The sequence below is a fragment of the Mycolicibacterium litorale genome (genome assembly GCF_010731695.1).
In the GTDB taxonomy this organism is placed as follows: Bacteria; Actinomycetota; Actinomycetes; order Mycobacteriales; family Mycobacteriaceae; genus Mycobacterium; species Mycobacterium litorale.
In genome coordinates, this window is the sequence record NZ_AP022586.1 from 3,395,638 (window position 1) to 3,418,031 (window position 22,394).

Sequence of the window (22,394 nt, forward strand, 5' to 3'; positions counted from 1 at the left end):
TCTCAGTACTCCTGCAGGCTCTCGCGCAGTGTCGTCCCGGGATACCGGGTGCGGAACCGGCCGCGCCGCTGCAACTCGGGCACCAGCAGTTCGGTCATGTCGTTGAAGCAGCCCGGGGTGTCGGTGGCCAGCATCATGAAGCCGTTGCAGCCACCCTCGTCGATGTACTGCTCCATCTGGTCGGCGACGTCGGCCGGCGTGCCGACCGCGACCGGCGCGCCCATCGAGACACCGTAGATCTGCGCGGCCTCCCGCACCGTCACCGGGGCGCCGTCCTTGGCCTCGAGGATGGCGTCGAACAGCCCGCGGATGCCCTGCACGTCGGCGTCCACCACGTTGTCGTCGAGTCCGAGCGTGGAGAAGTCGAAGCCTGTGTGGCCGGACAGGATTCCGAGCGCACTCTCGATCTGCACCTTCTCGACGAACTCCGCGTAGCGGTCGTTGGCGCGGCCCTTGTCGCGGTCGATGATCGTCTGCAGCCCGTAGATCAGCTTCACCGACTCCGGGTCGCGGCCGTTGTCGTCGGCGCGGGTGCGGATGTCGTCGGCGTAGGCGCGCATGCTCTTGGGCGTGGGGAAGATGCCGAACACGGATTCGGCGTGCTTGGCGGCGAACTCGCGACCCTGGTCCGAGGACCCGGCCTGCCACAGCACCGGCCGCTTCTGCGGCGACGGGGCGACGAAATGCCTTCCCTTGGAACGGAAGAACTCACCCTGGAAGTCCACCTCGCGCACCTTCGCCGGGTCGGCGAAGACACCGTTATCCCGGTCGTAGACGATGGCGTCGTCGTCCCAGGAATCCCACAGCTCATAGAGCAGCTGCATGTACTCCTCGACCACCTCGTAGCGCTTGTCGCGCGGGGTCAGGTTCTCCTTGCCCATCGCCTGGAACTCGCTCTTGGAGTACGACGTGACGATGTTCCAGCCGACGCGGCCACCGGTGAGGTGGTCCAGCGTCGAGAGCTGGCGGGCCATCATGTACGGCGGCACAAAGGATGTCGACAGCGTGATGCCGATGCCGAGGTTCTTGGTGAAGGCGCCCACGATCGGCACCACACTGGCGGGTTCGTGCACCGGACATTGACCGGCGAACTTCACCACCGGGTCCGAATTGCCCTTGTAGGTGGTGTACGGGGCGAGTTCGTCGGCGATGAACATCGCGTCGAACAGACCGCGTTCCATGATGCGGCCGAGGTCGCGCCAGTACTCCGGACGCGACCAGTGGTAGCCGATCTTGTCCCGCGGATGCGCCCACATCGTCGACGCGTGGTTCATGACGCCGTGCTGGACGAAGCCCAGCAGGTGCATCTTCTTCTTGCTCATGTGGTGCTCCTGCGGTCGATGAGGAAGGCGGCGATCACCGCGACCGCTGAGCCGATGGCGAGGACGGCGGGGACGTACCAGAACAGGGAGTTCACGCCCAAGAGGACGATGACGGTCGTCGACGCTACCACTGCGCCCAGCGCCTTCCAGGTGAAGGTGTCGGCCTCCTGGTTGTCGAGGGCCGTGACGTCCAATTCGGTTGTCTCCCCGGCGGCGGCGAGCGCGAGCACCTCCTTGCGCACCCGCAGGAACGCCTGCACGCCGAGCGCGAAGTACACGACGGCGATCACCACGCCCACGACGAGGGCGAGCCAGAACGCGATCATCGGACCGGATCCGGGTCGGCGGCCACGACCGGCTCGGCGGCGCCGCGGTCGCCGGTCAGCGCGTCGCCGCGGTTGCGCAGCGTCGCGAAGTCGAAGGACTGTTTGGACAATAGGCTGATACCGACGGCAGCCACGAGTGAGATCGCCTCCAAGGTGATGATTCCCTGTAGTTCACCGACGGTTTCGCGGACCGGGTAGCCGATCGCGATGGCCAGCACCAGGCTGGCGACGAATGCCGTCGAGGTCATGCGTTTCCAGAAGATGGCCAGGCCGAGCGGGATGATCAACGCGGCCTTGAGGAAGAACACGGTGTTGACCAGCTGGACGTAGTCGATGCCGGAGCTGACCACGACACCGCCGATCACGCCGGCCACCAGGATCGACGCTTTGGTGTAGCGGAACAACGACTTCGGCGCGATATCGGGCTTCGCACGCTTGAGGACGTCGACGGCGACCACCGAGGACAGCGCCGAGAACGCGCCGTCGATCGACGAGTAGCAGGCGTTGAGGATGATCAGCACGTAGAGCGCGACGAGCACGATCGGCAGGCCGAGATGGCTGACCACGTAGGGGCCGATGCCGCCCGGCCCGGCGTCGCCGAGGTCGGCGGGGTTCACGTCGAAGGCGAGGCCCACCAGGCCGAGCAGGCCCAGCACGATCGGGATCGGGTAGAACCACATGCCCGCCCAGACGAACGTGCGGCCCATGGAGGCCGGCTTGAGCGCCCACGCCTTCTGCCAGAACGTCTGGTCGGCCATCGTCGACGCGAGCAGGCCCAGCGCCAGCGAGATGCCGAACGCCGCGGCCGCCGAACTGTCGAATGCGTTGAGCGTGTTGGGCCCTGCCGCGTCGACCTTCTGGAAGACGAGCTCCGGCCCGCCGACCTTGTGCAGCACGTAGAGCACGACGAGTGCGGCGGGCACGGTGATGAGCAGGGTGTTGAACGTGGCGGTGATCGCCGAGGTCCACAGCCCGCCGAAGTACGAGTAGACCGTCACGGTGGCGAGCGTGACGATCAGCACGACGGTCGGGTTGAGTTCGAACACCACCCCCATCACGAGCACCACGCCGAAGAGGTTGATGAAGATCTCGGCGAGCAGGCCCAGCAGCATCGCGACGAGCATGACGGTGGTGGCCGGCTTGTTCTGGAAGCGCGCGCGGATGAACTCGACGATCGTGTAGCCGGCGGGCATCTGGCGGCGCAGACGCAGCGCGAACGGCACCATCACCATCACGGCGAGACCGTTGGGGACGACGAACCAGATCAGCCCGGACGTGCCGAAGGTGAAGGCCTGCGCGGACGACATCATCACGGCCATCGACCACGTCCACACCGCGATGACCGAGCCGACACCGAAGCCGAACCCGATGCGGCGGTCGGCGATCACGAAGTCGTGGGTGTTCTTCACCATCGACCGGACCGCGAACGCGACGACGAACATGACGGCGCCCAGCCCCAGCATCAGCGCGAAGCCGATCCCCGGTGACAGGTTGGACGGTTGGAACACGCAGCCTCCTGGGACACGACCTAAACGCGCTTATGGGCGGACGGCAGTGTCCCAGCCCGCGAGGACGTCGCGAGAGGGTTCAAATCCTGATGAGTCGAGCTCTCGCCGCGGGGTGCGAATTACTGTAATTCGGAAGGACCGTTTCGGCTCGGGGAGCGAATCCGGCCCGTTCCGTCAGACGGCGTGACGGTGTGTGGTGTCCGAATGTTCCGTCTGCCACAGCCGCTCGATGCGCAGCACCCGCCGGTGCTCCAGGGCGATCAGGCCGCCGCCGGCGGTGACGACCGCACCGGTGACGATCGCCAGCGGCAGCACCAGGCGGCTCTCGCCGTACGCCGCGGCCGCCACGATGGCCGCCAGCCCGACGACGCCGAGCGCGATCAGCAGCAGACCGGGAAACCAGAGAGTGTCGATGAACGATTCGCCGGCACGGGGCTGGTAGGTACGGGAGTGATCCACGGGATCGTGATAGGCGCCCTTCATGGCATCCTCTTTTCCTCGCGAGATGCACCCAGGCTACGCCTGCGGTGATCTACGTCACAGCAGGTTGGCCTGACAGGATGTCCCGGTGAGTGACGTCCGCGGCCGCGTATGGCGCAACGGTGAACCCCAGGACGATTTCGTGTTCTCGGAGATCTCGGATTGTCTCGCCGAGCCGGGCACGCTCGTGTGGGCCGACGTCTACGCCTCCGATCACGCGATTCTCAAGGACCTCGCCCACGAACTCGGCCTCAACGAGTGGGCGGTGGAGGACGCGGTCGCCGAATCGGAGCGCACCAAGGCCACCGTCTACCCGACGCACACCTTCTTCACCGTCTACAGCGTCGAGACCCACGAGCCGGAATCCGACACCGACTCAACGCTGGTGGTCCACCGGATCTCCGGGTTCGTGCTGCCGCAGGGTCTGATCACCGTGCGGTTGTCGCCGGACTTCGACATCGACGCGGTGTCCCAGCGGTTCGACGATCTCGGCGGCCAGCAGTTCGGTGTCGGCGCCCTGGTGCACGCACTGCTCGACACGGTGGTCGACAGCCACTTCGTCGCGGTCCAGTACCTCGACGACGCGATCGAGGACATCGAGGACGCACTGTTCGCCGAGTCGCTGCCGCGCAACGGGTTGCAACGCAAGACGTTTCAGCTGCGCAAGGACCTCGTGCACCTGCGGCGGGTGGTGCTGCCGATGCGTGAGGTGGTCAACTCCATCCAGCACCGCCGCATCGACGCGAAGATCTCCCCCGAACTCGACCCGCGGTATGCCGACCTCTACGACCACGTGCTGCGCGCCTCGGAGTGGACCGAATCGCTGCGCGACATGATCACGACCGTGTTCGAGACGAACCTGTCCCTGCAGGACGCGCGGCTCAACATGGTGATGAAGAAGCTCACCGGGTGGGCGGCGATCATCGCGGTGCCGACGGCGATCACCGGGTTCTACGGGCAGAACGTCATCTATCCCGGCATCGAGACCGTCGCCGGCTTCGTCACCAGCTCGGTGATCATCGTGCTGCTGGTCGCGATTCTCTACGTGATGTTCAAACGCCGCGATTGGCTCTGAGGTCGGCGTACGGCCGGCTCAGTCGCTGACCGGCACGTGGGTGCCGACCAGCTCGGCTGCCAGCCGGTAGTCGTCGTCGGCGTTGAGGCTGAGCACGCCGACCACCTCGCCGCTCGCCTCGTACCAGATCGTGAACCCGTCGCGGTGGTCGACGAGGCGGGTGTGCTCGTAGCCGATGCCCCAGCCGCGGTATTTGAGCCGCGCCTCGCCGATGGCGCAGTGGAAGCCGGGCACCTTTCCCCACGCGGTCGGATATCCCGCCGCGGACGCGCCGGCGATCTCACCCTGGTCGGCGGCGTCGCGCCAGTGCTCGGTCGGGATCCGCCTGCCCGCGGCGATGTTGTGAGCCAGCGCGACGTCACCGGCGGCGAAGACGTTGGGCGCCGAGGTGTGCATGTGCGCGTCCACGACGATCCGTCCGCCTTCGGTGCGGATATCCGCCGACTCGGCCAACCGCGCGTCCGGGCGCACCCCGGTGGCGGCGACCACGAGGTCGCCGTCGAGGCAGCCGCCGTCGTCGAGCGTCACACCGTCGTCCCGCACCTCGACCACGCGCGCCGGACCGATGAAGCGAACCCCGCAGTCCGACAACAGCTTCGCGATGCGCTCACCGGCGTCGAGGCCGAACCGCCGCTGCAGCGGCACCGGTTCGCCGGCAACCATGGTCGTGGCGATGCCACTGCCGGCCAGGCACGCCGCCGCCTCGCAGCCGATCAGCCCACCACCGATCACGACCGCGGAGCGGGCCTGCAGTGCGGCCATGCGGATGGTGACGGCATCGGCGAGGGAGCGTAGTTGCAGGGCATTCTCGGCGCCGGGCACGTCGAGCGGGACGGGGATCGCGCCGGGCGCCAGCACGAGGTTCCAGTACGGGTAGCGGCGGCCGCCGCGCGTGATGACCTCCCGGGCGTCGAGGTCGACATGGTCGACGGTGATGCCGCGGACGAGTTCGAGGCGCCGGCGGTCGAACCAGTCCGGCGTGTGGAGGTCGACGTGGTGGTCGCGGCCGCATAGGAACTCCTTGCTCAGCGGCGGCTTGGCGTAAGGCATCGCCGGGTCGGCGGTGAGGATCTGCACGCGCAGCTCCGGATGCCGCGCGCGGAACGCCGCGGCCGCGCTCAGGCCCGCCGGACCGCTACCGACGGCGATCAACCCTGACGACGTTGCCACGTGCGCGGAGTACCACCAACGAGGCCCGCTTATGCGCCGGTTCGCATTTGGTCATCAGTTATATGCATGTGCTATGCATATAACTGTGCCGACCCCTCGCTACGACCATCTCGACGAGCTGCTGACCCGGATCCACATCATCCGGCAGCGGCCCGAATGGCGGCGGCGACTGCTCGACAGCGTCGACCCCGTGACGACCGTGTCGACCCTGCGGGTCCTGCGCGCGGTCGAGCAGTGTGAGAAGAGCGACCGCGGGGCATCCATCGGCGATGTCGCCGACTACATGGCCGTCGAGCATTCCACCGCCAGCCGCACTGTCGGAGCCGTCGTCGCCGCCGGGCTGTTGACCAAGAGCCTCGCCCCCGACGATCAGCGCCGCTGCGTGCTGATGCTGACCGAGGCCGGCCGCAAGGCGCTCGCCGCCGTGACCGGCCGGCGCCGCGAGATCGTCGCCGGCGTGGTCTCCGACTGGCCCGACACCGATGTCGACGCCCTGGTCGATCTGCTCGGCCGGCTCGTCACGGACTTCGAACGCGGAGTGCGGGCATGACCGCACAGACCACGGCGCCGCCGCAGGCGCGCGGCGCGCTCGGGCTGATGTTCGACCCGGTGTTCGGCGCGCTGTTCTGGGGCAAGATCTTCTCGGTCGTCGCGGTGTGGACACACGGCATCGTCGCGGCGATCGTCATGTACGAGGCGACGGGCTCGGCGCTGATGGTCGGCCTGGTCGGCGTCGTGCAGTTCGGACCGCAGCTCATCCTCAGTCCGACGAGCGGCAAGTGGGCCGACACGGGCAACCCGGCGCGTCAGATCCTGCTCGGCCGCGTGCTGTGTCTGGCCGGGTCCGGCCTGGTGGCCGGATGGTTGGCGATCTCCGAGCGCCAGGCCGCGATGGCCGTGCTGCTCGGCACGCTGCTGGTCGGCATCGGGTTCGTGGTGGGCGGCCCGGCGATGCAGTCGATCGTGCCGAACCTCATCCGCGACGGCGAGCTGTCGACGGCCATGGCGCTCAACAGCATTCCGATGACCATCGGCCGGATGATCGGTCCGGTGATCGGCGCGTATCTGGCCGCGCATCTCGGATATGCCGAGGGCTTCGCGGTCAGCGCGGGGCTGCATCTGATCTTCGCGGTGTTCCTGCTGGTGGTGCGCTTCCCCGCGCCGCGGCCGCACCGCGACGGCGCCGACTACCGGGTGCGCGCGGCGCTGAAGTACGTATGGCGCGACAAGCCGCTGTTCCTGGCGCTGCTGGCGGTGACGACGGTCGGGTTCGCCGCGGACCCCTCGATCACGTTGACGCCGTCGATGGCCGATGCGCTCGGCGGTGACACCCGGCTGGTGGGTCTGCTCTCGGCGGTGTTCGGGATCGGCGCCGCGCTGAGCATGGTGGTGCTGGCCCTGCTGCGGGGCAGGATCGCGGCGGGATGGGTGTCGTCGATCGGGCTGTGGCTGCTGGGCGCCGGGTGCGCGGTGCTGGCGGTCGGGACGGTGACGCCGGTGGCGCTGGCCGGATTCGGGCTCGCGGGCTGTGGCTTCGGCTGGGCGATGACGGGGCTGAGCACCGTGGTGCAGGAGCGCGCGCCGGAGGAGTTGCGCGGCCGCATCATGGCGCTGTGGCTGGTCGGGTTCCTGGGGTCGCGGCCGATTGCGGCGGCGGCGCTCGGCGGAGCGGCCGACGCGGTCAACGTGTACGTGTCGTTCGTGGTGGCGGCGCTGGCGGTGGTGGTCGTGGCGTTGATGTGCCGGCCCTCGCTGCTGGCGGGGCGGTTACCGGTCCACGTCTAGGCGCGCGCTCACGCGAACCACTCAGACCGTCGCGGCGACCGGCGGACCGATCTCCTCCCCGAGATCCTGGAGCACCCGCGCCAACTCATCGACCAGCCAGCTCGAACTGCGGCGGCGATAGATCTCGAGAAGCTGCTGGTAGTACCAGAGATGGTCCTGCGGATCGGCGGTGCTGAACCGCTCCCACAGCGACGGCCCGATCCGGCGCAGATCCCGCAGCAGAGCCCGCGCGTTGTCGAGCTTGTCGGCCATCGACACCAGCACCGCACTGTCCGACGCCTTGCCCACCTCCGCGATGTAGTCCTCTTTGCGCTGACGCCACGGCGGCTTCGGCGTCACCATCGTGTCGCTGCACTCCTCGACGATGTCGGCGACCTCCGACCCGAACCTCGTCCGGATCTCGTCGAGCGTCGACTCCCCGCCCTGATCCTCGGCCGCATCGTGCAGCAGCCCGGCGATCGCCTCCGTCTCGCTGCCGCCGGCCTCGATCACCAGCCCCGCCACCGACAGCAGATGCCCGACATAGGGCACATCCCCACCTTTACGCAGCTGGGTGCGGTGCAGTGCGGACGTGTAGGCGAGCGCCTGGTCGAAACGTTCGGTCAATCGTGTGGCCATGACCGGAGGATGCCCGCCTTCCGCGCGATTAGTCGGACCCGCGCTCTATCGTTTGCGTCGATGCCATTCCATCTGCACCGGGCGGAGCGCACCGACCTCCTGGCCGACGGACTCGGCGCCCTGCTGTCCACTCCCCTGGCAGACCCGTTCGCCGAAGAACTCGTCATCGTCCCGGCCAAGGGCGTCGAACGGTGGCTGAGCCAGCGCCTGTCCCACGTCCTCGGGCGCGGCTCGGGTGACGACGGCGTCTGCGCGGGCATCACCTTCCGCAACCCCCGCTCGCTGATCGCCCAGGTCATGGGGGGATCACGCGGACCACAGGACGACGATCCATGGGCGCCCGACGCACTCGTGTGGCCGCTGCTCGAGGTCATCGACGAGAGTCTCGAGCAGCCATGGTGCACCACACTGGCCACCCACCTCGGCCACTTCGAACACGGTGAAGAGAGGGAGCTCCGGCAGAGCCGTCGCTACGCCGTCGCCCGCCGCATCGCCGGGCTGTTCAGCTCCTACGCCCGGCAACGCCCGCACCTTCTCGTCGACTGGCTCGCCGGCACCACCACCGACCTCGACGACGACCTGCACTGGCAACCCCACCTCTGGCGGGCCCTGGCCGCCCGCGTACCGGCCGACCCGCCGCACATCCGGCACGCCGAAATCGTTGCGCGCCTGCGGGAGTCGCCCAGCGAGCTGCCCGAACGCCTGTCGCTGTTCGGCCACACCCGTCTGCCCGCCACCGAAGTCGAACTGCTCGACGCGCTGGCCACCCACCATGATCTGCATCTGTGGCTGCCGCATCCCAGCGACGACCTGTGGACGTCACTGCAGCCCCACCGCGGACCCGTCCGCCGCCGCGACGACACCACCCACCGCGAGGTGGGCCATCCGCTGCTCGCCACCCTCGGCCGCGATCTGCGCGAACTGCAGCGCAGCCTTCCCGCGCCCCCGCGGACCGACGAACATGTCGGCGGCGTCGACCATCCCGACACCCTGCTGGGCTGGCTGCAGTCCGACATCGCCGCCAACGCGGTCCGCCCCGGGGGCAGGCGCCTGCAGCCCGACGACCGGTCCGTGCAGGTGCACAGCTGCCACGGCGCCGCCCGCCAGATCGACGTCCTGCGTGAGGTGCTGCTCGGCCTGCTTGCCGACGATCCGACGCTGGAACCCCGCGACATCCTTGTCATGTGCCCGGACATCGAGCACTACGCGCCGCTGATCGTCGCGGGCTTCGGCCTCGGCGACGTGGTGCACGGCGCGCATCCGGCGCACAGGCTGCGCGTCAAACTCGCCGACCGGGCGCTCACCCAGACCAACCCGTTGCTCGGCGTCGCCGCCCAACTGCTCGACCTTGCCGGCGGCCGCGCCACCGCGACCGAGGTGCTCAATCTCGCCGAGGCGCCGTCGATCCGCGCCCGGTTCGCGTTCACCGACGACGACCTGGACGCGATCGGTGATTGGGTGCGCGAGGCCAACATCCGGTGGGGCTTCGACCGCGAACACCGCCACCCGTACGGCGTCGACTTCGTGCAGAACACCTGGCGGTTCGGCCTCGACCGGGTGCTCGCCGGTGTCGCGATGTCCGACGACTCGCATGCCTGGCTCGACACCACGCTGCCGCTGGACGACGTCAGCAGCGACCGCGTCGAACTCGCCGGCCGGCTCGCCGACTACGTCGACCGGCTGCAGACCTGCGTCGAAAACCTCAGCGGCACACGGCCGCTCAACGAGTGGCTGGACGCATTGCGCACCGGTATCGAACAGCTCACCGCCGTCCACGACGACGACACCTGGCAAACCAGCCAGCTGGAACGGGAATTCGCCGACGTGCTGATCCAGGCCGGCCCGCGACAGGGCACGCTCCTGCGGCTGGCCGACGTCAAGGCGCTGCTCGGCCGCCACCTCGCCGGGCGGCCCACCCGCGCGAACTTCCGCACCGGCACGCTGACCGTGTGCACCATGGTGCCGATGCGGTCGGTCCCGCACCGCGTGGTCTGCCTGGTGGGTCTCGACGACGGGGTGTTCCCCCGACTCGGCGTGGTCGACGGTGACGACGCGCTGGCCCGCGATCCGATGACCGGGGAACGCGACATCCGCTCCGAGGACCGTCAGCTTCTGCTCGACGCGATCGGGGCGGCGACGGAGAAACTCGTCGTCACCTACACCGGCGCCAACGAGTACTCGGGCCATCGCAGACCGCCCGCGGTGCCGCTCGTCGAACTGCTCGACGCGCTCGATGTCACCACCGAGGCGCCGGTCCGCGATCGCATCGTCGTCGAGCACCCGTTGCAGCCCTTCGACATCCGCAACGTCACCCCCGGCGCACTCGGCGTGCCGGACGAACCGTTCACCTTCGATTCCACGGCGCTCACCGCCGCGACCGTGGCGGCCGGTGACCGCGCCGAGCGGCCAGGACTGCTCGCCCGCCCGCTGCCCCCACCCCCGCAGGACGACGTCGCGCTCGACGACCTGATCGCGTTCTTCAAGGATCCCGTCAAGGGGTTCTTTCGCGCGCTGGACTTCACGCTCCCGTGGGACGTCGACGCCGTCGAGGACGCCATGCCGGTGGAGATCGACGCGCTGGCCGAATGGCAGATCGGCGAACGCATGCTCGACGACATGCTGCGCGGGCTGAACCCCGAACAGGCCCAGCAGGCGGAGTGGCGGCGGGGCTCACTGCCGCCCGGCCGGCTCGGCTGGCGCAAGGCCCAGGAACTGCGCGACCAGGCGGCCGCACTGGCCACCGCCGCGCACCGGCACCGCGCCCAGCCGCCACAGGCGTACGACGTCGACGTCCACGTCGGCAACAGCCGGCGCGTCACCGGGACCGTCCCGAAGGTGTACGGCGACCGGACGGTCACCGTGACCTACTCCAAACTCGACGGGCGCCACCTGCTCGCGTCGTGGATTCAGCTGGCGGCGTTGACCGCTGCGCGTCCGAGCCCGAACTGGGCGGCGGTGTGCATCGGCCGCGGCAGGCGGGGCGGTACGCGGGAGCGGATGCTCGGTGCGCCGGCCGACGCGGTCGGCGTGCTGCGGGACCTGGTGAGCATGTACGACGCCGGCCGCCGCGAGCCGATCCCCTTGCCGCCCAAGACCTCCTACGCGTGGGCCGAGGCGCGCCACCACCGCGGTGAACCGATGCGCGAGGCCCGGTTCAAGTGGAACACCGGCAAGTTCCCCGGCGAGAACGAACAGCCCGCGCACGCCCACGTGTGGGGTGTGCGCTCGTCGGTCGAGGTGCTGCTGGCGCCCGTCCGACCCGGCGAGGAGTGCGAGGGTGAGAACACCCGCCTCGGCGCGTACGCGGCGCGTCTGTGGCTGCCCATGCTCGCCGCCGAGAAGGACCCCGACTGATGCGGGGGCAGATGCGCGATCCGCTCCGCTCCTCGCTGGATTTCGATCTGCTCGGTCCGCTGCCTGCCCCGCGGACCACGACCGTGCTCGAGGCCAGCGCGGGCACCGGCAAGACGTTCGCGCTCGCGGGTCTGGTGACGCGCTACATCGCCGAGGGCGTCGCGACGCTCGACCAGATGCTCCTGGTCACCTTCGGCCGCGCGGCCAGCCAGGAACTGCGCGAGCGGGTGCGCTGCCAGATGCTCGACGCATTGGTGGCGTTCGACGACCCGTCGACGGTCGGCGACAATCAACTGATCGCCTACCTGATCGACGGCTCCGAGGACGAGCGTCACGTCCGCAGGCAGCGGCTCAGGGACGCACTGGCCGGTTTCGACGCCGCCACGATCGCGACCACCCACCAGTTCTGCCAGCTGGTCCTCAAATCACTTGGGGTGGCCGGCGACACGGACACCGGTGTGCAGCTCGTGGAGAGCCTCGACGACCTGACCGCCGAGATCGTCGACGATCTGTACCTCGCCCACTTCGGCCAGCAGCGCGACGATCCGGCACTCACCCGCGGGCAGGCGTTGGAACTGGCCCGCGAGGTCGTCCGCAACGCCGGAACCGAACTGCGCCCGCTGAACCCGCCGCCGGACACCGAGGCCGCGGTGCGCGTCGAGTTCGCCAAGGCGGTCTGCACCGAACTCGAACGACGCAAACGCAGGCTCGGCATCCTGCACTACGACGATCTGCTGTCACGGCTGGCCAACGCGCTGACCGACGACCACTCCGCGGCGCGCGCCCGCATGCACCGGCGCTGGTCGATCGTGATGGTCGACGAGTTCCAGGACACCGACCCGGTGCAGTGGCAGGTCATCGACCGCGCGTTCACCGGACGCTCGACGCTGATCCTGATCGGTGACCCCAAGCAGGCGATCTACGCGTTCCGCGGCGGCGACATCGTCACGTACCTGCACGCCGCGAGTACCGCCGGACACCGCCGGACGCTCGGCACCAACTGGCGCAGCGACGGGGAACTCGTCGACCGATTGCAGGTGGTGCTGCGCGACGCCGAACTCGGCGACGCCGAGATCGTGGTCCGCCCGGTCGAGGCCCACCATCAGGGCCACCGCCTCGAGGGTGCGCCGCGCAACGATCCGTTCCGCCTGCGCGTCGTCACCCGCGAGACCTTCGGCACCCGCCCCGACCGCGTCATCCCGATGGACAAGCTGCGCCCGCACATCAGCCGCGATCTGGCGACCGACATCGGCCAACTGTTGTCCAGCGGAGCGACGTTCTGCGGCAAGCCGATCGAGGCCAAGGACGTCGCGGTGATCGTCGAGACGCACAAAGACGCGCGGGCCTGTTTCGACGCCCTGTCGGACGCCGGGATCGCCGCGGTCTACACCGGCGACTCGGACGTGTTCAACTCCCCAGCCGGCGACGACTGGCTGTGCCTGCTCGAGGCGTTCGACCAGCCGCACCGCTCCGGTCTGGTGCGCGCCGCCGCGACGACGATGTTCTTCGGCCGCACCGCCGAAGACCTTGCCACGCAGGGTGACTTGCTGACCGACGAGATCGCCGACCGGCTGCGGGAGTGGGCCGACCATGCCCGCGACCGCGGCGTCGCGGCCGTCTTCGAGGCGGCGAACCTGACCGGGATGGGCCGACGGGTGCTGTCCTGGCACGACGGCGAACGCCACATGACCGACCTCGCGCACCTGACGCAGGTGCTGCACGACACCGCCCACCGCGAGCATTTCGGCCTTCCGGCACTGCGGGACTGGCTGCGCACCCAGCGCGAGGAACGCAGCGGCGCCGTCGAACGCAACCGCCGCCTCGACAGCGACGCGGCCGCCGTGCAGATCATGACGGTGTGGGTGAGCAAGGGCCTGCAGTATCCGGTGGTGTACCTGCCGTTCGCGTTCAACCGCAACATCCAGACCCGCGACGTCGTGCTGTTCCACGACGGCCGGCAGCGGTGCCTGCACATCGGCGGCGACCGCAGCCCGGATTACCCACAGGTCGAGCGACTCGGCCGGCGCGAGGCCGCCAGCGACGACGTCCGTTTGACCTACGTCGCACTGACCCGCGCACAGTCGCAGGTGGTGGCGTGGTGGGCGCCGTCGTGGGACGAACCCAACGGCGGGCTGTCGCGGCTGCTGCGGGGCCGCAGGCCCGGTGAGGCCACGGTGCCCGACCGCTGCGACCCGCCGAAACTCGACGATGCGGACGCGATGGCCGCGCTGCGCGCCTGGGCGGACCTGGGCGGGCCGGTGCTCGAGGAGTCCGTCATCGCCGCCCCCGCCGGCCAGCGCCCGCAGCCGCAGCCGACAGGACTGGCGGTGCGTCACTTCCACCGCGGTATCGACACCACGTGGCGACGCACGTCGTACTCGGGTCTGCTGCGCGCCGCCGAGGACGCCGTGGGTGGCGGGGTCACCAGCGAACCCGAGGTCGCCGAACTGGACGACGAGATCGCCGACATCCCGGTCTCGGAGACCCCCACCGCCGGCGCAGACGTCCCGTCCCCGATGGCCGACCTGCCGACCGGTGCGAAGTTCGGCTCGCTGGTGCACGTGGTGCTCGAACACGCCGACCCGTTCGCCGCCGACCTCGAGACCGAACTGGAGAACCGGATCCGCGAGCATGCGGTGTGGTGGCCGGTCGAGGTCGCCCCCGACGCGCTGGCCGACGCGCTGGTGCCGATGCACGACACCCCGCTCGGGCCGCTGGCGCCGGATGCGACACTGCGCCGGATCGGCTTGCGGGATCGCCTGCGGGAGATGGACTTCGAGTTCCCGCTAGCCGGTGGCGACGTGCGCGGACGGGCACCGTCGATCACGCTTGCCGACGTCGGCCGGCTACTCGCGCAGCACCTGCCGGCCGACGACGTGCTGGCACCCTACGTCGAGCGGCTCACCGACCGGGCGCTGGGCGCGCAGTCACTCAAGGGCTACCTGACCGGATCGCTCGACGCCGTGCTGCGGGTCGGGGGGCGCTACCTGGTCGTGGACTACAAGACGAACTGGCTGGGCGAACCCGACCGCCCGCTCACCGCGGCGGACTACGGCCGGCCGCGAATGACCGAGGCGATGCTGCACTCGGACTATCCGCTGCAGGCGCTGCTGTACGGCGTGGTGCTGCACCGCTTCCTGCGGTGGCGGCAACCGGGATACGACCCCGACGAACACCTCGGTGGCGTGCTGTACCTGTTCGTTCGGGGAATGTGCGGCGAACGAACGCCGGTGGTCGACGGGCATCCGGCCGGGGTGTTCAGCTGGCGGCCGCCCGCCGCGCTGATCACCGCACTGTCCGACCTGCTCGATGCGGGTACCGCCGCCGCATGAAATGTGACGTCGTCGGTCAGGAAGTTGCGTTGACGGGGGGCCGACCGCGTAGGGTTGGCAAAGGTTGATCATCCAGCCGCGGCTGTCGCACAGATCGGGCGGTAGGAAATCCCGTTGCAGACGCCGCCCCCTTCTTTCTTTCGCCCCTCTTTCGCGCCCGCTTGTGGCGCAGTTTCGGAGCTGAATCCATGCCTTCCATCGATCATCTGAAGTTCTCCACCGAATGGCTCGCCCCGTTCGAGGTCCGCATCACCGTCGCCGGATCCGTCGACGCGGCCAACGCCGCCGAACTGTCCGAATACGTCCTGCGTCGCGGCGCCAACTCGCGCCATCTGACCCTCGACATGACCGGTGTTGACTTCCTGTCCACCGCGGGCTTCTCCGTGCTGTGCTCGATCAGTGAGCGGTGCGCACGGGCCAACGTGGACTGGACGCTGGTGAGCAACCCGACGGTGCGCCGCGTCCTGGACATCTGCGATCCGCACCTGACACTGCCGCTGGCTTCCTGATTCCCGGGGGCCATGGGCCACACTGGACAGCGTGACGGATCCGGGAGCCACACGCGTCGCGGTCTACCTCGACTTCGACAACATCGTCATTTCGCGCTACGACCAGGTCAACGGACGTAGCTCGTACCACCGGGACAAGACCAAGGACGCCGACGCGTTCGCCGAGCGGTTGCAGCGCGCCACCGTCGACATCGGCGCGGTGATCGACTTCGCCTCGTCCTTCGGGACACTGGTGCTCACCCGCGCGTATGCGGACTGGTCCTCCGAGGTCAACGCCAAGTATCAGGGCCAACTGGTGGCTCGTGCCGTCGACCTGGTGCAGCTGTTTCCGGCGGCCGCCTACGGCAAGAACGGCGCCGACATCCGCCTGGCCGTCGACGCCGTCGAGGACATGTTCCGGCTGCCCGACCTGACCCACGTGGTCATCGTCGGCGGCGATTCGGACTACATCGCGCTGGCGCAGCGCTGCAAACGGCTCGGCCGCTACGTGGTGGGGATCGGAGTGGCCGGCGCGTCGAGCCGGTCGCTGGCGGCCGCGTGCGACGAGTTCGTCACCTACGACGCGCTGCCCGGTGTCCCGGTCCCCCAGCCCGACACGCCGCCCGCCGAAGCCGGTGCCGCGCCCAAGAAGCGCACCCGTCGCCGTAAAGCCGATGCCGACGAACCCGAACCCGACCCTGAGGACGCCGCGACGGCGCTGCTGATGCGGGCGTTGCGGATCGGCTTGGAGAAGGACGACGCCGACTGGCTGCACAACTCGGCGGTCAAAGCCCAGATGAAGCGGATGGATCCGTCGTTCAACGAGAGGTCACTCGGTTACCGGTCGTTCAGCGACTTCCTGCGCTCGCATGCAGATCTGGTCGAACTCGACGAGAGCTCGACCACCCGGATGGTGCGGTTGCGGGCGCCCGCCGACTCATGATCGCGTTCGCCGACGCCGAGGTGTTCGAACCCGCCGACGTGCACGTGGCGCGGCGGCTCACCGCGCTGGCGGGCGAGGATGACGAATCCGTCGCTCTGGCTGTCGCATTCGCGGTGCGGGCGCTGCGCAGCGGGTCGGTGCGCGTGGACCTTCGATCGGTGGCCTCGCAGGTCGGGATGCCGGAGTTGCCGTGGCCGGACGCGGATGCGTGGCTGGCGGCGGTGCGCGGGAGTGCGCTGACGGGTACGCCGCCGGTGTTGAGGTTCCACGGTGATGCGCTGTATCTCGACCGGTACTGGCGCGAAGAACAGCAGGTGTGCGACGACGTGCTCGCCCTGCTGCAATCGTCGCCGGCGGGTGAGGTGCCGGGCCTTGACCGGCTGTTCCCCGCCGCGGACTATCCCGAGCAGCGGGTGGCCGCTGAAATCGCTCTGTCGCAATCTCTTACGGTGTTGACGGGCGGGCCGGGCACGGGAAAGACGACGACGGTGGCGCGGCTGTTGGCGCTGCTGGCCGAGCAGGCGGCGCTCGAGAACCGGCCGCCGCTGCGGATCGCGCTGGCCGCCCCGACCGGTAAGGCGGCGGCGCGCCTGCTCGAGGCGGTGCACCTGCAGATCGGTGAGCTGGACGCCGTGGACCGCGACCGGCTGCCCGAGCTGACGGCGTCCACCCTGCACCGGCTGTTGCAGCGGCGCCGCGGTAATTCGTCGCGGTTCCGGCACCACCGGGAGAATCGGCTGCCGCATGACGTGATCGTCGTCGACGAGACGTCGATGGTGTCGCTGACGCTGATGGCCCGGCTGCTGGAGGCCGTGCGGCCCGACAGCCGGTTGCTGCTGGTGGGCGACGCCGACCAGCTGGCGTCAGTGGAGGCCGGCGCGGTCCTGGCCGACCTGGTCGACGGGCTGGGCGCGCGCGACGACGTGCGGATCGCGCGGTTGGTGACCTCACACCGGTTCGGCGCGCCGATCGGGGCGCTGGCGGCAGCGATCCGCGACGGGGAGACCGATCGCGTGATCGAGCTGCTGCGCGAAAGCGGCCCCGGCATCGAGTGGGTGGACACCGACAACCCCGGCGAACGGCTGCGCAATGTGCTTCTGCCCCATGCACTTCGGCTGCGGGAGGCGGCGATCCTCGGTGACGCCCCGGCGGCGTTGGCGACGTTGGACGAGCATCGGCTGCTGTGTGCGCATCGGCGCGGGCCCTATGGGGTGCGGCACTGGAACCGGCAGGTGGAGCGGTGGCTGACCGATGTGACGGGTGAGCCGATCTGGTCGGAGTGGTACGCGGGGCGGCCGTTGCTGGTGACGGCGAACGACTACGGGTTGCAGCTGTACAACGGCGACACCGGGGTGACGATCATGCGCGACGACGGGCTGGCGGCGGTGGTCGGCGCCGGGGCGGGGCCGCTCGAGTTCTCGACGAGCCGGTTGGCTGATGTCGAGACCGTGCACGCGATGACGATCCACAAGAGCCAGGGCAGCCAGGCGCAGGAGGTGACGGTGCTGCTGCCCGACGAGGAGTCGCGGCTGCTGACGCGGGAGCTGTTCTACACGGCGGTGACGCGGGCCAAGAACAAGGTCCGGGTGGTCGGGTCGGAGGCGGCCGTGCGGGCGGCGATCGAACGGCGCGTGGTGCGGGCGTCGGGTCTGGGCGAGCGGCTGCGCGCTTCGCATTGAGCGCTGTCCACGCCATCACGCATGTGCGCTCAGACACAATCCGCGCCCGCGATTTGGAGACCAACCCTCCAGTAGGGGTAGAGTCCCTCCTCGGCATCGACCGCCCCTGAGCTGCAATGCCTTTCGCGCAGCGTTGCGCCCACCCGCAATCGAAGGGAGTGGCGGCTTTGGACACCACACCGCAGCAACAACAGTCGGTGCTCGCCGCCCTGCGCTCACCGCGCCGGCTCCGCACCGAGGTCCTCGCCGGACTCGTCGTCGCGCTCGCCCTCATCCCGGAGGCGATCTCGTTCTCGATCATCGCCGGCGTCGACCCCCGGGTCGGCCTGTTCGCCTCCTTCACCATGGCCGTCACCATCGCGTTCCTCGGCGGCCGGCCCGCGATGATCTCCGCCGCCACCGGCGCGGTCGCGCTCGTCGTCGCCCCGCTGGTGCACAGCCACGGCCTCGACTATCTGATCGCCGCGGTGATCCTCGCCGGCCTCCTGCAACTCCTGCTCGGCGCCCTCGGCGTCGCGCGGCTCATGCGCTTCGTCCCGCGCAGCGTCATGGTCGGCTTCGTCAACGCGCTCGCCATCCTCATCTTCGTCGCCCAGCTCCCCCACCTGGTCGGGGTGCCGTGGCTGGTGTATCCGCTGGTCGTCGTCGGCATCGCGCTGATCGTCCTGCTGCCCAGGCTCACCACCGTCGTCCCGGCACCGCTGGTCGCCATCGTGCTGATCACCGGCGCCTGCCTCACCTTCGGCTGGCCGGTGCCCACCGTCGGCGACGAGGGCGAACTGCCGTCGACCCTGCCGTCGCTGCTTCTGCCCGACGTCCCCTTCACCCTGCACACCCTCGGCGTCATCGCCCCCTATGCGCTCACCATGGCCATCGTCGGCCTCATGGAATCGCTGATGACCGCCAAACTCGTCGACGACATCACCGACACCCACTCGAGCAAGACCCGCGAATCACTCGGTCAGGGCGCCGCCAACATCGTCACCGGTTTCTTCGGCGGCATGGGCGGCTGCGCGATGATCGGGCAGACGATGATCAACGTGAAGGCCTGCGGGGCCCGCACCCGGATCTCCACGTTCCTCGCCGGCGCCTTCCTGCTCGCGCTGGTCGTCGGCCTCGGCGACATCGTGGGACAGATCCCGATGGCCGCGCTGGTCGCCGTCATGGTCATGGTGTCGGTGGGCACCTTCGACTGGCACAGCATCGCCCCGAAGACGTTGCGTCGCATGCCCAGGAGTGAGACGACGGTCATGCTCGCGACTGTCGCCGTCACCGTGGCCACCGACAACCTCGCCTACGGGGTCGCCGTCGGCACGCTGACCGCCATGGTGCTGTTCGCCCGCCGGGTGGCGCACCTCACCGACGTCGTCAAAGTCTCACGGCCCGACGAGAACACGCAGGTGTACGCGGTCAGCGGGCAGCTGTTCTTCGCTTCGAGCAACGACATGGTCTACCAGTTCGACTACGTGGGCGATCCCGACAACATCGTCATCGACATGTCCGACGCCCACATCTGGGACGCCTCGACCGTGGCCACCCTCGACGCGATCACCACCAAGTACGAGGCGAAGGGCAAGACCGTCACGATCGTCGGTCTCGACGACAACAGCGCCGAGCGCCACCGCCGCCTCAGCGGTCAGCTCGCCGGCTCCGAGTAGATGGCCGAGCGCCTGCAGATCGGCGAGGTGTCCGCCCGCACCGAGCTGTCGATCAAGACGATCCGCCACTACGACGACGTCGGACTGGTCACCCCCTCGGCGCGCTCGGCGGGCGGCTTCCGGCTCTACACCGAGGACGACGTCGAGCGGCTGCTCACCATCCGGCGGATGAAACCGCTCGGCTTCACCCTCGACGAGATGCGGGACCTGCTCGCCGCGCTCGACACCCTCGCCGGCACCGACGCCACGACCGCGCAGCGTGACCAGGCCGCAGCCCACGTCGCCGACTGCCACAGCCGCGCCGAACGGGCCTGCGCCGACCTCGCCCGCCAGCTCACCTACGCCCACGAACTGACCGACCGACTCGCCCGCTATCGCTGACCACCGCGCACCGGGCACCGTAGGGTGGCCCTGTGGTGGCACAGATCAGTCGTCGCCGAACCATCAGCGCCGACCCCCAGACGGTGTGGGACGTGCTCGCCGATTTCGGGTCGATCCACGACTGGCTGCCCGGCGTCGACCACTCCTGCGTGTTGAGCACCGACCCCGACGGGCCGGTCGGCACCAAGCGGCGCGTCCAGATGGGCCGCATGACGCTGGTGGAGACCATCACCGAGTTCGACGCCCCGACCGCACTGGCCTACGACATCGCCGGTCTCCCCGGCTGGCTGCGCCGCTTCAACAATCGGTGGACCGTGCGGGCCGCGGGAGCCGGTACGACCGTCACCGTGACCAGCACCGTGGATCTCGGTCCCGGCCGGCTGCGCGCGCTCGCCGCCCGGCTGGTCTGCCTGGCGATGGCCAAATCGTCCGACACCATGCTCGCCGGCCTGGCGGCACGATGGGAGACCGCACATGTCTGACCGCCCGGACATCGTCATCCTGATGACCGACGAGGAGCGCGCCGTCCCGCCCTACGAGGCACCCGAGGTGCTGGCGTGGCGCGACCGCACCCTGGCCGGCCGCGCATGGTTCGACGACCATGGCGTCAGCTTCACCAGGCACTACACGGGATCGCTGGCGTGCGTGCCGAGCCGCCCGACGATCTTCACCGGCCAGTTCCCCGACCTGCACGGGGTCACCCAGACCGATGGCATCGGCAAGAGCGCCGACGACTCCCGGATGCGGTGGCTGCGCGCCGGCGAGGTGCCGACGCTGGGCAACTGGATGCGCGCCGCCGGCTACGACACCCACTACGACGGCAAATGGCACATCTCCCACGCCGACCTCACCGATCCGGCCACCGGAGCGCCGCTGGCCACCAACGACGACGACGGCGTCGTCGACCCCGATGCGGTGCAGCGCTACCTCGACGCCGACCCGCTGGCGCCGTACGGATTCTCCGGCTGGGTCGGGCCCGAACCGCACGGAGCGGCCCTGTCCAACAGCGGGTTTCGCCGCGACCCGCTGATCGCCGACCGGGTGGTGGCGTGGCTGGAGGACCGCTACGCGCGCCGGCGCGCCGGTGACCCCGCCGCGCTGCGGCCGTTCCTGCTCGTGGCCAGCTTCGTCAACCCGCACGACATCGTGCTGTTCCCCGCGTGGTCGCGGCGCAGCCCGATCGGGCCGTCACCGCTCGACCCGCCGCACGTGCCCGCCGCTCCCACCGCCGACGAGGATCTCTCGACCAAACCGGCCGCGCAGATCGCTTTTCGCGAGGCCTACTACTCCGGCTACGGTCCGGCGGCGGTGATGGAGCGCACCTACCGCCGCAACGCCCAGCAGTACCGCGACCTCTACTACCGGCTGCACGCCGAGGTCGACGGTCCGCTGGACCGGGTGCGCCGCGCGGTGACCGAGGGCTCCGGCGAGGCGGTGCTGGTGCGCACCGCCGACCACGGCGACCTGCTCGGCGCGCACGGCGGATTGCACCAGAAGTGGTTCAACCTCTACGACGAGGCCACCCGCGTGCCGTTCGTCATCGCCCGTATCGGCGCCGGCGCCACGACGGCACGCACAGTGGCCGCCCCCACCTCGCACGTCGACCTGGTGCCGACGCTGCTCGGCGCCGCGGGGGTGGACGTCGCCGCGACGGCCGCCGTCCTCGCCGAGGAGTTCTCGGAGGTGCATCCGCTGCCTGGGCGCGACCTGATGCCCGTCGTCGACGGTGCGGCCCCCGACGAGGATCGCGTGGTGTACCTGATGACCCGCGACAGCGTGCTCGACGGCGACACCGGTGCATCGGGTCTGGCGCGCAAGATCAGGCGCAGCGTCGATCCGCCTGCGCCACTGCGTATCCGGATTCCCGCGCATGTGGCGTCGAACTTCGAGGGCCTGGTGACGCGGGTGGACGGACACCTGTGGAAGCTGGTCCGCAGCTTCGACGATCCGGCCACCTGGACCGAACCCGGTGTGCGGCATCTGGCCGCCAACGGTCTGGGCGGAGAGGCGTACCGCGCCAGCCCGCTCGACGACCAGTGGGAGCTCTACGACCTCACCGACGACCCGACCGAGGCCGTGAACCGCTGGACCGACCCCGATCTCGACGAGCTGCGCGCCCATCTACGCCGTCAGCTCAAGCACCTCAGGACCGAATCGATCCCAGAGCGCAATCACCCGTGGCCGTACGCTGTCCGCCGCCCGCCGACCGGACCGGCGCGGACGAACCCGATCCGCCGGGCGCTCGCACGCCTGGGGGTCGGCGCCGCGGTTTGAG

The 22,394-nt window shown here is 69.6% G+C and carries 18 protein-coding genes; 12 read left to right on the top strand and 6 right to left on the bottom strand.

Annotated elements, in window-relative coordinates; all coding sequences use genetic code 11:
• Positions 1-2: 2 nt before the first annotated feature.
• The 4 genes from G6N30_RS16195 to usfY form a co-directional block, all read right to left on the bottom strand.
• A complete protein-coding gene (locus G6N30_RS16195) occupies positions 3-1,322 on the bottom strand; it encodes an LLM class flavin-dependent oxidoreductase (RefSeq protein ID WP_134054469.1) in 1,320 nt (439 codons plus the stop codon).
• Positions 1,319-1,648: a hypothetical protein gene (locus G6N30_RS16200; protein WP_134054471.1), complete on the bottom strand. Its 330-nt coding sequence runs from the start codon at positions 1,646-1,648 to the stop codon at positions 1,319-1,321. The genes G6N30_RS16195 and G6N30_RS16200 overlap by 4 nt, the downstream gene beginning before the upstream one ends.
• Entirely contained in the window at positions 1,645-3,156 is a 1,512-nt protein-coding gene (locus G6N30_RS16205; RefSeq protein WP_179965465.1) for a sodium:solute symporter family protein, read from the bottom strand. Before G6N30_RS16205 ends, G6N30_RS16200 begins: the two co-directional genes overlap by 4 nt.
• A gap of 174 nt (positions 3,157-3,330) precedes the next feature.
• Positions 3,331-3,639 carry a protein UsfY gene (gene usfY, locus G6N30_RS16210; protein ID WP_134054473.1) on the bottom strand — a complete coding sequence of 103 codons (309 nt, stop codon included), beginning with the start codon at positions 3,637-3,639 and terminating at the stop codon, positions 3,331-3,333.
• An 85-nt stretch (positions 3,640-3,724) separates the two neighbouring features.
• Here usfY and G6N30_RS16215 point away from each other — a divergent pair, with 85 nt between their 5' ends.
• Positions 3,725-4,711, top strand: coding sequence for a magnesium transporter CorA family protein (locus G6N30_RS16215; RefSeq protein WP_134054475.1), 987 nt, complete (start codon positions 3,725-3,727; stop codon positions 4,709-4,711).
• Positions 4,712-4,729: 18 nt separating this feature from the next.
• On the opposite strand, the gene G6N30_RS16220 is transcribed toward G6N30_RS16215, so the two are convergent.
• Positions 4,730-5,881 carry an NAD(P)/FAD-dependent oxidoreductase gene (locus tag G6N30_RS16220; RefSeq protein WP_134054477.1) on the bottom strand — a complete coding sequence of 384 codons (1,152 nt, stop codon included), beginning with the start codon at positions 5,879-5,881 and terminating at the stop codon, positions 4,730-4,732.
• A gap of 73 nt (positions 5,882-5,954) precedes the next feature.
• Here G6N30_RS16220 and G6N30_RS16225 point away from each other — a divergent pair, with 73 nt between their 5' ends.
• Together G6N30_RS16225 and G6N30_RS16230 are read left to right on the top strand one after the other, a co-directional pair.
• On the top strand, positions 5,955-6,431 hold the full coding sequence (locus tag G6N30_RS16225) for a MarR family winged helix-turn-helix transcriptional regulator (protein WP_179965466.1): 477 nt from the start codon (positions 5,955-5,957) through the stop codon (positions 6,429-6,431).
• The gene (locus tag G6N30_RS16230) at positions 6,428-7,666 is read left to right on the top strand and encodes an MFS transporter (protein WP_134054481.1); all 1,239 of its coding nucleotides are present in this window, start codon (positions 6,428-6,430) and stop codon (positions 7,664-7,666) included. The genes G6N30_RS16225 and G6N30_RS16230 overlap by 4 nt, the downstream gene beginning before the upstream one ends.
• 21 nt (positions 7,667-7,687) lie before the next feature.
• On the opposite strand, the gene G6N30_RS16235 is transcribed toward G6N30_RS16230, so the two are convergent.
• Positions 7,688-8,284: an HD domain-containing protein gene (locus tag G6N30_RS16235; RefSeq protein WP_134054483.1), complete on the bottom strand. Its 597-nt coding sequence runs from the start codon at positions 8,282-8,284 to the stop codon at positions 7,688-7,690.
• Positions 8,285-8,344: 60 nt separating this feature from the next.
• Between G6N30_RS16235 and recC the strand changes: the two genes are divergently transcribed.
• The 9 genes from recC to G6N30_RS16280 all read left to right on the top strand — a co-directional run bounded on the left by recC (position 8,345) and on the right by G6N30_RS16280 (position 22,393).
• Positions 8,345-11,638 carry an exodeoxyribonuclease V subunit gamma gene (gene recC / locus G6N30_RS16240; RefSeq protein WP_134054485.1) on the top strand — a complete coding sequence of 1,098 codons (3,294 nt, stop codon included), beginning with the start codon at positions 8,345-8,347 and terminating at the stop codon, positions 11,636-11,638.
• Complete coding sequence (gene recB, locus G6N30_RS16245; RefSeq protein WP_134054487.1) at positions 11,638-14,970, top strand: exodeoxyribonuclease V subunit beta; 3,333 nt, start codon at positions 11,638-11,640, stop codon at positions 14,968-14,970. The genes recC and recB overlap by 1 nt, the downstream gene beginning before the upstream one ends.
• 188 nt (positions 14,971-15,158) lie before the next feature.
• Entirely contained in the window at positions 15,159-15,479 is a 321-nt protein-coding gene (locus G6N30_RS16250) for an STAS domain-containing protein (protein WP_134054489.1), read from the top strand.
• A gap of 31 nt (positions 15,480-15,510) precedes the next feature.
• Entirely contained in the window at positions 15,511-16,401 is an 891-nt protein-coding gene (locus G6N30_RS16255; protein WP_134054491.1) for an NYN domain-containing protein, read from the top strand.
• Entirely contained in the window at positions 16,398-18,080 is a 1,683-nt protein-coding gene (gene recD / locus G6N30_RS16260; RefSeq protein WP_134054492.1) for an exodeoxyribonuclease V subunit alpha, read from the top strand. Before G6N30_RS16255 ends, recD begins: the two co-directional genes overlap by 4 nt.
• 116 nt (positions 18,081-18,196) lie before the next feature.
• Positions 18,197-19,738, top strand: a complete 1,542-nt coding sequence (locus G6N30_RS16265) for a SulP family inorganic anion transporter (RefSeq protein ID WP_134054493.1) — start codon at positions 18,197-18,199, stop codon at positions 19,736-19,738.
• On the top strand, positions 19,739-20,119 hold the full coding sequence (locus G6N30_RS16270) for a MerR family transcriptional regulator (RefSeq protein ID WP_134054494.1): 381 nt from the start codon (positions 19,739-19,741) through the stop codon (positions 20,117-20,119).
• A 32-nt stretch (positions 20,120-20,151) separates the two neighbouring features.
• On the top strand, positions 20,152-20,601 hold the full coding sequence (locus G6N30_RS16275; RefSeq protein ID WP_134054495.1) for an SRPBCC family protein: 450 nt from the start codon (positions 20,152-20,154) through the stop codon (positions 20,599-20,601).
• Entirely contained in the window at positions 20,594-22,393 is a 1,800-nt protein-coding gene (locus tag G6N30_RS16280) for a sulfatase-like hydrolase/transferase (protein WP_134054496.1), read from the top strand. The genes G6N30_RS16275 and G6N30_RS16280 overlap by 8 nt, the downstream gene beginning before the upstream one ends.
• Position 22,394: the final 1 nt, after the last annotated feature.

Excerpts from the sequence above, each read along its gene's own strand:
- recD (WP_134054492.1), top strand. The coding sequence starts at position 16,398 with ATGATCGCGTTCGCCGACGCCGAGGTGTTCGAACCCGCCGACGTGCAC.
- G6N30_RS16235 (WP_134054483.1), bottom strand. The coding sequence starts at position 8,284 with ATGGCCACACGATTGACCGAACGTTTCGACCAGGCGCTCGCCTACACG.
- G6N30_RS16225 (WP_179965466.1), top strand. The coding sequence starts at position 5,955 with ATGCATATAACTGTGCCGACCCCTCGCTACGACCATCTCGACGAGCTG.
- usfY (WP_134054473.1), bottom strand. The coding sequence starts at position 3,639 with ATGAAGGGCGCCTATCACGATCCCGTGGATCACTCCCGTACCTACCAG.
- G6N30_RS16195 (WP_134054469.1), bottom strand. The coding sequence starts at position 1,322 with ATGAGCAAGAAGAAGATGCACCTGCTGGGCTTCGTCCAGCACGGCGTC.
- G6N30_RS16230 (WP_134054481.1), top strand. The coding sequence starts at position 6,428 with ATGACCGCACAGACCACGGCGCCGCCGCAGGCGCGCGGCGCGCTCGGG.
- G6N30_RS16280 (WP_134054496.1), top strand. The coding sequence starts at position 20,594 with ATGTCTGACCGCCCGGACATCGTCATCCTGATGACCGACGAGGAGCGC.
- recC (WP_134054485.1), top strand. The coding sequence starts at position 8,345 with ATGCCATTCCATCTGCACCGGGCGGAGCGCACCGACCTCCTGGCCGAC.
- G6N30_RS16250 (WP_134054489.1), top strand. The coding sequence starts at position 15,159 with ATGCCTTCCATCGATCATCTGAAGTTCTCCACCGAATGGCTCGCCCCG.
- G6N30_RS16270 (WP_134054494.1), top strand. The coding sequence starts at position 19,739 with ATGGCCGAGCGCCTGCAGATCGGCGAGGTGTCCGCCCGCACCGAGCTG.
- recB (WP_134054487.1), top strand. The coding sequence starts at position 11,638 with ATGCGGGGGCAGATGCGCGATCCGCTCCGCTCCTCGCTGGATTTCGAT.
- G6N30_RS16200 (WP_134054471.1), bottom strand. The coding sequence starts at position 1,648 with ATGATCGCGTTCTGGCTCGCCCTCGTCGTGGGCGTGGTGATCGCCGTC.
- G6N30_RS16265 (WP_134054493.1), top strand. The coding sequence starts at position 18,197 with ATGCCTTTCGCGCAGCGTTGCGCCCACCCGCAATCGAAGGGAGTGGCG.